The organism is Pseudomonas sp. NPDC090208 (assembly GCF_044746785.1).
In the GTDB taxonomy this organism is placed as follows: domain Bacteria; phylum Pseudomonadota; class Gammaproteobacteria; order Pseudomonadales; family Pseudomonadaceae; genus Aquipseudomonas.
Genome location: NZ_JBIVCU010000003.1, coordinates 210342 through 223071, shown reverse-complemented (window position 1 = coordinate 223071; position 12730 = coordinate 210342). Strand labels below are relative to the sequence as shown.

Below are 12730 nucleotides of genomic sequence, written 5' to 3'. Positions count from 1 at the left end.
TCCCTTTCCTCATATCGGGTCAGACAGCGTCGGGTAATCGATATAGCCCTCGGCGCCCGGCGAGTAGAACGTGTTCTTGTCAGGCACGTTCAGCTCGGCCTGGGCCCGAAATCGCTCCGGTAGATCAGGGTTGGCCAGGAAGGCGCTGCCAAAGACCACCGCATCGGCTTTACCGTCCTCGACCAGCGAGGTGGCGCGGGCCTGAGTCAGACCTGCACCGACCAGATAGCGGCCGGCGAACAATGGACGCAAGGCGTCGTGATAGTCAAAAGCGGCGCCAAACAGTGCGACATGCAGGTAAGCCAGATTCAATGGAGCCAATGCCTTGACCAGGTGGGTATAGGTCTCCTGTGGGTTTGCATCGACGATGTCGTTGAAGTTCATTTCTGGCGAAATCTTGATGCCTACCCGATCACCGCCCACTTCGCCCGCCAGCGCGGTCATGACCTCCAGCACGAAGCGTGTACGATTTTCGACCGAGCCGCCGTATGCGTCGTCACGCTGATTGCTGCCGCTGGACAGGAACTGCTCAGGCAAGTAGCCCGATGCCGCGTGCAATTCGACACCATCGAAACCGGCATCGATGGCCAGCCGCGCCGCACGACGATAGCCCTCGATCACCTCGGCGATTTCTGCAACGGTCAACGCTTCGGGAATGACGAAATCCTGCAGGCCGGAGGCGGTGTACGTCTGACCTGCGGCCTTGATCGCCGACGGCGCCTTCGGAATGGCACCGTCGATCAGTGAAGGGTGGGAGATACGGCCACAGTGCATCAGTTGCATGAAGATGCGCCCGCCTTTGGCATGCACCGCGTCAGCCACCCTTTTCCATGCCGTAGCCTGCGCAGCAGTCTCGATACCCGGGGTGCGGATGTATCCCTTGCCCAGCGCCACCGGGAACACGCCCTCGGTGACGATCAGGCCCGCACTGGCGCGTTGCGCATAATAGGTGGCAACCAGATCGGTCGGGAGGCCAGCATCATCAGCCCGCGAGCGGGTCATAGGGGCCATGACCATCCGGTTGGACAAGGTGTAGCGGCCGACATTGACTTCAGTGAATAGCGCGTTCATTTCGATGCTCCTCAGCAAGAACTGGGGCTATCATCGATCAATCCGATAACGGGATAAATCCGTTAAAATTGAATTGACTGATCCACTGATGGAGCAATCCAATGAAGCTTCTCAACGACATGGCGCTGTTCGTCGAAGTCGTCAAAGTGCGCAGCTTCCGAAGAGCCGCGGAGTCGCTTGGCATGCCCAACTCCACGCTTTCCCGGCGTATCAGTGGCCTGGAAAAGGCCATCGGCTTGCGCCTGCTCAACCGAACCACCCGCAGGATTGAGTTGACCGAAGCGGGCATGCTGTACTTCGAGCGCTGCAAGCGCATCGTCGATGAAGCGCGACTCGCTCATGAGCAATTGGGAGAAATGTTGGCCAGTCCCAGCGGCCTGCTCAGGGCATCGCTGTCCGTCGATTTCGCCATTGTCTATATCGCCCCGCTGATGGCGGAATTCTCCACCCTGTACCCAGGCATCAGCTTCGAGTTCGACCTCACACCGCGCCAGGTCGATCTGGTCAGCGAGCCTTTCGACGTCGCCATACGCATGGGCGAGCCACGCAGCTCCAACTTGATTGCACGAAAACTGGCCAGCCTGCCGCGCTATCTCTACGCCTCGCCGCGTTATCTGGAACGCTGGGGCGAACCGGAACATCCCGCGCAACTGCCGCAACACGAATGCCTGCGGCTGCGCGGCCCGGAAGTCGAGCTGCTGACCCTTCGTCGCGGCGACGAGCGCCAACAAGTGAGGTTGGGCGGCCGTTTCGAGGTTAACAGCATCGGCATGATCAAGCGCCTGGCTTCACTGGATCTGGGTATTGCTCTGCTGTCCGAAGGCGTCGCTGCCGATGAAGTCAGTCACGACAGATTGCGCAAGGTGTTGCCGCAGTGGCAGGCCGAGCCGATATCAGTGTATGCGTTGACCGAAACACGGCTGCTGCCGGCCAAGACTCAGCGCTTCATCGAATTTTTGCGAGATCGGCTGGAACGTGGCTGATGACGGCCATGCCCTGGCGCCGACCCTTCATGGCCAGTCGGAATAACCGGCAGAGAGTGCTGCCGCCGCGACTTCCTCACCACTCTCCCGAATGCTGCGACGGTACTGTGCCGGAGAACACCCGGCCTTACGCTTGAAGAAATGGCTGAAATACGTTGGGTCTCGAAAACCCAGTCCCGCCGCCACCTGCTCCACGCTACCCGATGATCGTTCAAGCCTCTGTCGCGCTTCATGCAGCAGGCGCTCGTGAATGAGTGCCAGCGGCGTGCGCTGCAACTCGCGTGTGCAGATTGCATGCAACCTGTCCGGTGTCATGCCCAGCATGCCGGCATAAAAGTTGACAGGCCGTTGCTCGCGAAAATGTGCTTCCACCATCTGACGGAAGCGTTGCAGCACCGAAGCGGTTTCTCCACTGTGCCCCTGTTCGAACATACCCGTCAGGCGGCAGACGGCGATCAGCAACAGACGCAGCCAGGAAGACACAGCCATCCACGACGATTGGGCAGCCCTCAGTTCGCGCGCCACACCGTCGAACATTGGCTGAAAGTGAGACAAGGCCTGATCGGCGCTCAAGTCATGAAAGATCACCCCATCCACCAGAATCCTCAGCGCGAAGGATTCGGCAGTATCACCGATGGCATCAGCGGTCATGGCCGACGAACAGGCGATCAAACGGACCTGCGCACCGGCTCCGACCTGCAAACGAACGCCGGTCGCAGCAGGCAGACTCGCGATCAGCGGCGCCTCGAAGACGTGACATTCGCTGCCAACCGTCACACTGACCGTTCCCTGCTCCACCAGCAGCATATGGTGCAGGCCCGGCAGAGCACGCCGACTCAGGTCAAGGCTGCGCGCCCGCAACGCCACCGGAAGGCTCTCGCATTGAACGTGACGTTCAATGTCACCCGCATAGATTTTCATAGCGTGAGTCCCGCCTGATCGGACACTGGGAACATTATCGGTTTTTCTCAGGTATCGACCAGAAAATCGCATTCTATTAAAAAAGCAATATTGCTTAAATCCAGTTGCGCCTTCTGCTCCATCCCCCGCCATCGAATGCGGTGGCTGATCGCCGAAGGCCTTGCAGGGCCCCTCAATAACAAGATCAAGGCTGGAGACTGTTGACATGTACGACGTGCGTCTGCTGATAGACGATCAGGACCTTGCTGCCTCCACGGCGGCGACTTTTCAACGGCGCAATCCGGTGACCGGAGAGGTGGCCAGCGTCGCCGCCGCCGCTACGGTGGCCGATGCCGACCGGGCCGCCAACTCGGCGGCAGCGGCTTTCCCCGCCTGGTCGAGCACCTCGCCGACTCAACGCAGAGCCATGCTCAACAAGGCGGCCAATATCCTTGACCGTCGCGCTGGCGAGTTCGCCGACGCCGCAATGATGGAAACCGGTGCGACTCGCATGTGGATACTGTTCAACTGCAAGCTGGCGGCGAATGTCCTTCGCGAAGCCGCGAGCATGACCACACAGGTGGGCGGTGAAGTGATCCCCTCCGACCATGAGGGTGCGATCAGCCTGTCGGTCCGCCAACCGGCCGGCGTATGTGTCGGCATTGCGCCGTGGAACGCCCCGGTGATTCTCGGCGTGCGTGCCATCGCCATGCCCCTGGCGTGCGGCAATACCGTCATCCTGAAAGCTTCGGAGCTGTGCCCCAAGACCCATCAACTGATTGGTGATGTCCTGCGCGAAGCCGGCCTGCCCAAGGGCGTGGTGAATGTGTTGAGCAATGCCCCGGAAGACGCTGGCGCAGTGGTCGAGGCACTGATCGCGCACCCGGCGGTGCGCCGAGTGAATTTCACCGGCTCCACGCGGGTCGGCCGACTGATCGCCGAAACCTGCGCTCGCCATCTCAAACGCTGTCTGCTGGAACTGGGCGGTAAGGCACCGCTCATCGTTTTGGATGACGCCGATCTGGACGAAGCGGTCAAGGCCGCAGCGTTCGGCGCGTTCATGAATCAGGGCCAGATCTGCATGTCGACCGAACGCCTGATCGTACTGGACAGCGTGGCCGACGAATTCGCCAGACGCTTCAAGGCCAAGGTGGCCACGTTGAAGGCTGGCGATCCTCGCCAGGGCAACACGGCGCTGGGTGCAGTGGTCAACGCGGGTGCGGTCGAGCGGATTTCTCAACTGGTGACCGATGCGGTCGAAAAAGGCGCCAGCGTTCTGACCGGAGGTGACAGTGACGGCGCCATCATGGCACCGACGGTGCTCGATCACGTCACACGGTCCATGAACATCTTCCATGAAGAAAGCTTCGGACCCTGCGTGTCGATCGTTCGAGTCGCGGACCTTGATGAAGCCGTGACCGTGGCCAACGACACCGAGTACGGCCTGTCGGCGGCGGTGTTCAGCCAGAATATTGCCCGGGCGATGGAAGTCGCCCGACGCATCGAATCCGGAATCTGCCACATCAATGGCCCGACCGTCGCCGATGAACCGCAGGTGCCATTCGGTGGGGTGAAATCCAGCGGTTACGGCCGCTTCGGCGGCAAGGCTGCAATCGACGAGTTCACCGATCTGCGCTGGATTACCCTGCAGACCGCCCCCGGCCACTACCCCATCTGAACGGATCAAGGAGACGAACCATGTTGTCAGGCAAGCTTATTGTGGTCACCGGCGCTGCGTCCGGAATCGGTGCACAAACCGCCAGGGAACTTCGCGCACAAGGCGCACGGGTGATCGGTGTCGACCGCTACCCGGTGAGCGAGCATGTCGACGAGTTTTTTCAGGCGGACCTGTCCGATCCGTCCTCGATAGACGCCTTGATCGACGCACTGCCGAACGGGGTGAACGGGCTGTGCAACATTGCCGGTCTGCCGCCGACCGCGCCCGCAGAGCAGGTGCTCAAAGTCAACGCACTGGGGCTGAAACGCTTGACCCTGGGCATGATCGAGCGGCGCCTGGCAGACGGCGCGGCCATCACCCACCTCGCGTCTCTGGTCAGCATCGGTTGGGCGGATGCAATCGATACCATCAAGGCGTTCGAGCACGTCGACTTCGCGGATGTCGGCGCTTTCTGCCAAGCACACGCTATCGTCGGGGCACGCAGCTACTTCTTTTCCAAGGAATACCTGCTGGTCTGGACATACAGGAATCGCTGGACCTGGCGCGATCGCGGAATCCGCATGAACTGCATCAGCCCGGGCCCGGTGGACACACCGATTCTCGGCGACTTCATCAAGACCCTCGGCGCTCGGGCGGAAGAGGACATGCGCGTCATGGACCGCCCTGCCCGCCCTGATGACATCGCGCCTGTCGTCGCGTTTCTGCAAAGCGACGGATCAGCCTGGCTGCGAGGAACCAACATCGCCGCGGACGGCGGCATGTCATCGATGCTGGCCTTGGCGAAACATGGCTTGAACTGATGCTCTGACAGCAATGTGCCCGGCGCTGAAAGGCCGGGCACATGGTCAGACATTGACTGAGAAGGCGATTGATCTATCGACCGGGCCAACTCAGAAACGTAGAACCGCCTGCAACCAGATCCGGTCACCCGCCGATCGGTTTTCCACCTGCGACTCATGTTGCCACTTCATCGCAAAACCGTAGTTGCCCACCTGGTATTTGACCGCTGGACCGAACGCCAGCACCTGCCCACGATTACCGTCACCGAACGTCTCACCGAACTGTCGATCGTCACTGAACTGCTTGTAGACATAGCCGTTGACGCCTACTTGCCAGCGCGGGGTCAGGTTGTAGCCGATGTTGTAGTCGGCGTTGAACTCGTCACCCGAACGATAGTGCGTCGCCTCGTTGCGGGTGTTGATCATGTAGACCATCTTGGAGCTGATCTCCAGATTGTCGATCGGGTAAGCGGTGAACGCATACCATGGCCCGAAGGACCAGACATTGCGCCCCGGATTGAGCAGTCGGTCCTTGTCGTAGGAGCCGACGGGGGTGACGATGTCCACGCCCACCAATTGATGAAGGCGCGGCGAGCTCCAGCTCAGGATGAGCGGCACCAGCGTCAGATCGCCGACGCCATCCTGATGCTCGCTGCGGTGCACCCGCCCGCGGGGCGTAGCGACGTCAAAACTGATGGCCCCCTTGACCAGCGGAAGGGCAAAACGGCTTTCCACCTTTGCACCGAACAGCGTGACGTCCGAGTAGACATAGTCCACTCGTATCGACAATGCCTGCACATCCAGGTCGAAGTTGTGCAGGCCGGCTTTGTCGTGACCGCTGCTGTCCTTGGTGGCATTGGCCTGGTAATCGCTCAGGTAATAAAAGGTCGTCAACCCCGGCGGTGGCAGGCGCCCGGAGGCAACCGTATTGACACCTACCGGATAGCCGCTGCCACCACCTTCCGTCGCCAGTGCCGCAGTGGCGGGTAACGCCATCCCCATACAGATCGCCGCCAGATGCCCCGCATGGCGCGGCAAGCGCTGGATTGAAGCTGTCATGCTCGTGTGCCCTTCTTGTCTTTTTTATGGTGGTCAGGGCCTGGCCTTTTTCAGACAAAGCCCTCCCATGCCGGCCTTTCGACCGGCCACGGGACGTGAGGGAAATGAACAGCCAGCCTGCTCGGCCGGCTTGATGAGAGGTCAGGCGATGATGGTTTCCAGTTCACCGAGTCCGTCGATCCAGACTTTCAGAACATCACCCCGCGCCAGGAAAACTCCCTTCTCCATGCCGACGCCGGCGGGGGTGCCGGTGAGCAATACATCGCCGGGAAACAGCTCGACACGACGGGTCAGATACTCGATCTGGTCGGCGATGCCGTACAGGTGATTGCGCGTATTGGAGTCCTGCTCGATCTGACCGTTGCGCCATAGTTTGATGTCGAGACTTTCAGGATCCGCGACGAATTGTGCAGGCGTGAGGTACGGGCCGAACGGACAGGCGCCATTGAAGACCTTGTGTCCGATCCAGTCGAAGCGAAACGGTGAGCCGGCATCGACCTTGTCGCGCACAAGGCTATCGCGGGAGGAGAGATCGTTGGCACAGGTGTAGCCTGCCACGTAGTCCAGCGCCCGGTCGGCACTGACCCGGAAGGCACGACGACCGATCACCACGGCCAGTTCAGCTTCCCAGTCCAGCTTCTGTGTGCCTTCCGGCATCTGCACGATCTGCTTGTGCGCTGAAAGACTGCCGCGCCCGGCCTTGATGAAATGCCAGGGTGGAATGCCTTCGCTGCGCGGGTCGAGGCACAGGTTCATGTTGAATGCCCGAGCCATGGCCTCCACATGATCGCGATAGTTGGCACCGGCAGCGTAGATCGTACCGGGCCGTTGCAACGGTGCGGCGAGCTGCAACGTTGCGCTGTCCAGCAGCGCCCAGTCGTAGGTCGTGGGGCGATGCTCAATACGGACGGCCAGGTCCTGCAGCAGGGCGTTGGCCGCTTTCCAGTCTTCCAGCAAGCCATCGACGCTGGTGGCTGGCAACGGGACCTCAGCGGCTGCGGCAGCGCGCGTCAGGTCGTAGGCCTTTTCGCCGACGCGCAAGCCGGCTGCGAGGGAAGTTGAATCGGGATGATAGGTGAACAGCTGGTATTTCATGAGCCACCTTAAAGAAGCGAAGCGCGTTTATCAGAGAAGGTCACGTGAACCGTCAGGCCGCCTTCCATCAGCATCCATTTGCGGATTTCGACGTTGAAAACGCCGTTGGCGATAAAGGGGTCGGCTTGCATCAGGCGTTCGGCTTCCGCCATATCGGCAGCCCGGAGGATGCTCATGCCGCCCAGCTCTCCAGGTGCCGCGTGATCGGAAACGAATGGGCCCGAGGCGAACAGTTCACCGCGACGCTCGGCGTCGATGGCCCATTGCAGATGGGCGCCCAGCAGGTCGTGCATCTGGCTCAGATCACGGGGCGTGCGGAAAGCCGCGTAGAGCGGCTTGTTCAGCATGCCCGCCAACAAGGCTTTCTGCGCAGACAGGTCAGCCATTAGCTAGCGCCTCGGTGAGCGACAATGAAGGCGCATCGGCCGATGGCGCCTCGTAGTTCTGGGCAAAATCGTCCTCCGGCGGGCTGACCGCCCACACTGCGGCCAGCTCATGAGGACCGGCGGCATTCAACGGTACCCACTGACTGTCGTCTTCAGGAATCACGTCGATGTCCCAGAAATACTCCACCAGGCTGTTCCACGGGTCGCGGATGTAATGGAAGTAATTGGAGCCGCCCACATGCCGCCCCAGCCCGAACGCATGCCGGTATCCCTGAGCCATGAGGTGCTGCGCGCCCATCTCGATTTCGTCGATGTTCATCACTTCGAAACTGAGGTGGTGCAAGCCGCTGTGAGAGCTTTTCGCCAGACCCAGCGCATGGTGGTCACCGCCACAACCGACCCGCAGAAAGGCGAGGATGTCCTGGGCCTTGTCTGAGACTTTCATGCCCAGAACACGGGTATAGAAGTCAATGGACCGATCGACGTCCGGAGTGAACTTGATCAGGTGACCGAGGCGCAGCGGGTGTGCAGTGCGCGATATCGACGACAGATCGCAGGCACGCTCGCCTATCCGCCTGTAGCGGCCATAAGTGTTGACCTCAGGTGTGGGACGCGGCGAGGCCGGTGCCTCGACAGCCTCGCACACGTGCACCCAGTCCTCACTAGGATCACGGAACCAGATACCCTGAGAATCGATATCGAATGGGGCAAGATGCTCTGCGATGCCGTGCAAGGCGAGGTTGTCGCGAATCTCGCGCATGCCCTGCGCGTCGGTACCGTAGGCCACATAGCTCAGTTGCTTGGGATTGCCCGGCATCAACCGGACCTGGTCCTGTGCGCGACCCTTGCAGCGCAACACCAGGTGCTCACCCGCCACGCGGGCTTCCAGACCGAACGCCTCGTAGAACGCACGACCGACTTCCAGGTCCGGAACGGACAAGCCGACATGATGAAGAAAACGGATCATTGCAGTGCTCCTTTACTTGATCGGGGAAAACGCAGCGCCGCTGAGCAACTCGACATGCTGCTCAGTCACCATGTCCCCGGCCTTGCCGAGAAACTCGCGCCATTGCGGGTTACCCGACAGCGCACCGCGGCGCTGCAGACGCTCCTCGTTGCTGGCAAAGCCCCAGAGCTGGATCACCCGATTGATATCGCCGGTGTCCGGCTTGAAATACCCGATCAGGTTGCCCAGCGCCTCGCGCTGCAACTTCAGACCCTCTTCTTCGTACATGCGAAGAAACTCGTGGATGGCGCCCGGTTTGAGGTGGTAGGTGCGTTGTTCAATGAGCATGGCGATCACTCTGATTGGGGACGTGCATGGGAATCGGCTTCGATCAACTTGATCACGGCGGCGATGTCTTCTTCGCCCATGCCCAGCTCGCGGGCACGGTTGAAATAGGATTGGGCGACGCTGAACAGCGGAGACGCACAACCGAGATCGGCAGAAAGCGCCCCAGCCATCTCCAGATACTTCTCCAGAGTCACCAGAGGGCCGGGCGCCGGCTGAAAACTGCGGCTGGCCATCATCGGTGCGCGCACGCTGAACATGGTTGAACCGCCGGCGCTCTGACGGATGACTTCAACCACCTTTTCCGCGCTGAAACCGGCGCGCACGCCTAGGTTCAGCGCCTCGGCCGCCGCCAGCGTGTGAATGGTCAGCAGGTAGTTGGCGATCAGCTTCATGGCGACTGCGCTGCCGAACTCGCCGATGCGAAATTGCAGGTCAGCAATGGCGCTGAGGACCGGCTGGCAATGCTCGATCAGTGATGGCTCGCCGCCCAGAAACAGCGACGCCTTGCGTGCTAGCACCAGAGGTGGAGAACCGCTGACTTCAGCTTCCAGCACCCGCGCGCCCTTGCTCTCGATACGCGCGGCCAGCCGCTCCTTGAACGCCCGTTCATAGGTGCCCATCTCGATCAGGGTGTGGCCGGAACGCAGCGCCGCCAGCAGTCCCTGTGGGCCTTCCATGACGTCCAGTTGAGCGTCTTCGCTCGGCAGGCAGGTGAGGATGAAATCGGCTTCGGTGGCCACCTCGGCAGGGCTGGACAGTGCGATGCCGCCGAGTCCGACAAAGGCTTCGCGATCTCGCCGACGGTAACCGACGACGCGAAAACCGGCGGCAAGCAGGTTGGTGGCAATGGGCAGGCCGAGCTGGCCGATACCCACCATGCCAATGGTGATAGCGCGCATTGTTCGCTTCTCTTGTTGTTATTGTGCCTTGCGTGAACCGCAAGGCATTCACTGGCTTCTAACTTAGGCGCGCCGGGGTGCCGGGAACAAATAACGGCAGTTATTCATAACTAGTAATCGCAGTTGTTCGAGGCGACGGGATGCGCGATCAGGGAGTGATCGACAGCGCAGGATTGCGGGCAAAGGGGCGCAGGCCATGGGCGAAACCCTCGGCAACTCGCGCGCCAAAGGCTCAGGCTTCGGAGAACATCTCGAAGATCAGTTGGCGCAGCCAACGGTTGCCGGCGTCGCGGTGATAACGCGCATGCCAGAGCATGTTCACGCTGAACTCGGGGAACGGCACCGGATGGGGCAACGCCGTGAGGCCGAAGTAATCCTGACATGAGCTGGCGAAGCGCTCGGGCACGGTGGCCAGCAGATCGGTGCGTTCGAGGATGTGGCCGACGGCGGCAAAATGCGGAATTTCCAGGCGGATCGAACGCTTGATGCCCAGCCGGGTCATCAGCGCGTCTGCCTCGCCATGCCCGGTATTGGCCGCCACTACGCGCACATGCCCGTAGTCGCAGAAGCGCTCCAGCGTCAGCGGCTCGCGCGTCGCGGGATGGTCCTTGCGACATAAACACACGTAGTGCTGGCGCATCAGGCGCCGCTGAAAGAAACCGGCCCGCAACTGCGGAATCAGGCCAATAGCCAGGTCGACCGTACCATCCTGCAGATCCTCGTTCAGGCTCATCAGGTTTTCCCGCACGGTGCTGATCACACAGCCTGGTGCCAGCGTCGCCAGACGATCCATCAGGCGCGGAATCAGGTGGATCTCACCGATATCCGTCATCACCACATTGAACTTGCGCGTGCTGCTGAGCGGGTCGAACTCACTGGAGCGACTCAATGCATCACGCAGGGTGTCCATGGCCTGCAGCACCGGTTCGGAGAGGGTTTCGGCAAACGGCGTGGGCTGCATGCCACGATAGGTTCGCACGAACAGATCATCCCCCAACGCGGCTCTCAGACGCTTGAGCGCATTGCTGACGGCGGGCTGGGTCAGGCCCAGATTTTCCGCTGCCGTTGAGACACGCCGGTCGAGCAGAAGCTGGTTGAAAACCACCAGCAGGTTCATGTCCAGATCATGCAGTTCCATCGGTCCACCCAGAATCGGCTGTCAGCGCAGCCGGAAGTGTTATTCACAGTGGGAATAGACTTTATACCGAACGGTGCATTTATCAATGTTACTGAGCTGCGCATGATGAACCCCACAACAAGAAACCAGCTTGGGTAACCTCATGAACAACTCTTCTCGTCCTCTGCGTGTCGGTATCGTCGGTGGTGGTATTTCCGGCGTCGCGCTGGCACTGGATCTGTGTCGCACCAGCAACCTCGATATCCAGCTTTTCGAAGCTGCACCAGCCTTTGGCGAAGTGGGCGCTGGCGTGGCGTTCGGTGCCAACTCGGTGCGCGCACTCAATGGTCTGGGCATCGGCGATGCCTATCGCAAGATCGAAGACCGCACCCCTGCCCCTTATGAAGACATCTGGTTCGACTGGCGCTACGGCCAGCAGGACGCCAGCCACCTGCTGGGCACCACTGAAATGCCGGGCATGGGCCAGTCCTCGGTGCACCGTGCAGACTTTCTGGACATTCTCACCACGCACTTGCCGGCAGGCATCGCCCAGTTCAACAAACGCGCGGTCAGCGTGGAACAAAACGGCCAGGAAGCCTGCGTGCGGTTCGCCGACGGCAGCGAATACCGCTGCGACCTGCTGATTGCCGCCGATGGCGTGAAATCGGTGGTACGCGGCCATGTCCAGGCCGGCATTAACGCTTCACCCGCCGAACCGCGCTTCACCGGCACCCGCGCCTATCGCGGCCTGATCGACAGCGAAACGCTGCGAGCGGCCTTTAGCGAGAACGGCCTGGACAAACGTTTGATCGATGTTCCGCAAATGTACCTGGCGCCCAACGGCCACATCCTGACCTTCCCGGTCAAACAGGGCCGGATCATCAACGTGGTGGCCTTCCTCACCGACACTCGCAAGCCTCACTGGCCCGCCGACAAACCATGGGTGATACAGACCAGCAAGGCCGACATGCTGCGCGAGTTCGCCGACTGGAACAGCGCCGCGCGCACCCTGCTGGAACAGATCGAAGAACCGACGCTGTGGGCGCTGCACGACATCGCCGAGTTGCCGGGTTATGTCTACAACCGCGTCGTGCTGATCGGTGATGCCGCCCACGCCATGTTGCCCCACCAGGGCGCCGGCGCAGGCCAGGGCCTGGAAGACGCCTATTTCCTGGCGCGCCTGCTGAGTGACCCGCAACTGAGCGCCGACAACCTGGCGGCCGTGCTCGACACCTATGACGAAATCCGCCGCCCACGGGCCTGCAAGGTCCAGCGCACATCCTGGCAAGCCGGTGAACTCTACGAAATGCGTGATCCGGACGTCGGCAGCGACGAGGCGAAGATGGCGCACAAGCTCAAAACCCGTTTCAACTGGCTGTGGAACCACGACCCCGCAACCGATGTGGCTCTGGCGCGAACGCGCCTGGGCTGGGAGCACCAGATGGCCGCTTCTTGACCGCTGGCCGCTG

Annotated in this window: 13 protein-coding genes; 4 read left to right on the top strand and 9 right to left on the bottom strand. The window is 61.1% G+C overall.

The window, feature by feature from the left end:
- Window positions 1-9: 9 nt before the first annotated feature.
- On the bottom strand, window positions 10-1071 hold the full coding sequence (locus ACIPL0_RS06795; protein WP_400731405.1) for an alkene reductase: 1062 nt from the start codon (window positions 1069-1071) through the stop codon (window positions 10-12).
- 101 nt (window positions 1072-1172) lie between these two features.
- Between ACIPL0_RS06795 and ACIPL0_RS06790 the strand changes: the two genes are divergently transcribed.
- Window positions 1173-2054: a LysR family transcriptional regulator gene (locus tag ACIPL0_RS06790; RefSeq protein WP_400731404.1), complete on the top strand. Its 882-nt coding sequence runs from the start codon at window positions 1173-1175 to the stop codon at window positions 2052-2054.
- A gap of 27 nt (window positions 2055-2081) precedes the next feature.
- Here the strand turns inward: ACIPL0_RS06790 and ACIPL0_RS06785 are convergent, their stop codons facing one another.
- Window positions 2082-2975: a helix-turn-helix domain-containing protein gene (locus tag ACIPL0_RS06785; protein WP_400731403.1), complete on the bottom strand. Its 894-nt coding sequence runs from the start codon at window positions 2973-2975 to the stop codon at window positions 2082-2084.
- A gap of 205 nt (window positions 2976-3180) precedes the next feature.
- Between ACIPL0_RS06785 and ACIPL0_RS06780 the strand changes: the two genes are divergently transcribed.
- Window positions 3181-4632, top strand: a complete 1452-nt coding sequence (locus ACIPL0_RS06780) for an aldehyde dehydrogenase (RefSeq protein ID WP_400731402.1) — start codon at window positions 3181-3183, stop codon at window positions 4630-4632.
- A gap of 20 nt (window positions 4633-4652) precedes the next feature.
- The gene (locus ACIPL0_RS06775) at window positions 4653-5432 is read left to right on the top strand and encodes a coniferyl-alcohol dehydrogenase (protein WP_400731401.1); all 780 of its coding nucleotides are present in this window, start codon (window positions 4653-4655) and stop codon (window positions 5430-5432) included.
- 90 nt (window positions 5433-5522) lie between these two features.
- Here ACIPL0_RS06775 and ACIPL0_RS06770 read toward each other — a convergent pair whose 3' ends face one another.
- The 7 genes from ACIPL0_RS06770 to ACIPL0_RS06740 all read right to left on the bottom strand — a co-directional run bounded on the left by ACIPL0_RS06770 (window position 5523) and on the right by ACIPL0_RS06740 (window position 11282).
- Entirely contained in the window at window positions 5523-6470 is a 948-nt protein-coding gene (locus ACIPL0_RS06770; protein WP_400731400.1) for a transporter, read from the bottom strand.
- Window positions 6471-6611: 141 nt separating this feature from the next.
- Window positions 6612-7565, bottom strand: coding sequence for a fumarylacetoacetate hydrolase family protein (locus ACIPL0_RS06765; RefSeq protein ID WP_400731399.1), 954 nt, complete (start codon window positions 7563-7565; stop codon window positions 6612-6614).
- 8 nt (window positions 7566-7573) lie between these two features.
- Window positions 7574-7951, bottom strand: a complete 378-nt coding sequence (locus ACIPL0_RS06760) for a YciI family protein (protein WP_400731398.1) — start codon at window positions 7949-7951, stop codon at window positions 7574-7576.
- Window positions 7944-8918: a VOC family protein gene (locus tag ACIPL0_RS06755; protein WP_400731397.1), complete on the bottom strand. Its 975-nt coding sequence runs from the start codon at window positions 8916-8918 to the stop codon at window positions 7944-7946. The genes ACIPL0_RS06760 and ACIPL0_RS06755 overlap by 8 nt, the downstream gene beginning before the upstream one ends.
- 12 nt (window positions 8919-8930) lie before the next feature.
- Window positions 8931-9245, bottom strand: coding sequence for an NIPSNAP family protein (locus tag ACIPL0_RS06750; protein WP_400731396.1), 315 nt, complete (start codon window positions 9243-9245; stop codon window positions 8931-8933).
- A gap of 5 nt (window positions 9246-9250) precedes the next feature.
- Window positions 9251-10144 (bottom strand): NAD(P)-dependent oxidoreductase, encoded by an 894-nt coding sequence (locus tag ACIPL0_RS06745; protein ID WP_400731395.1) that lies wholly within the window; start codon window positions 10142-10144, stop codon window positions 9251-9253.
- A gap of 232 nt (window positions 10145-10376) precedes the next feature.
- Window positions 10377-11282, bottom strand: a complete 906-nt coding sequence (locus ACIPL0_RS06740) for a LysR family transcriptional regulator (RefSeq protein WP_400731394.1) — start codon at window positions 11280-11282, stop codon at window positions 10377-10379.
- A 142-nt stretch (window positions 11283-11424) separates the two neighbouring features.
- On the opposite strand from ACIPL0_RS06740, the gene salA reads away from it, so the two are divergent.
- The gene (salA, locus tag ACIPL0_RS06735; RefSeq protein ID WP_400731393.1) at window positions 11425-12717 is read left to right on the top strand and encodes a salicylate 1-monooxygenase; all 1293 of its coding nucleotides are present in this window, start codon (window positions 11425-11427) and stop codon (window positions 12715-12717) included.
- The last annotated feature ends 13 nt before the right edge of the window (window positions 12718-12730 follow it).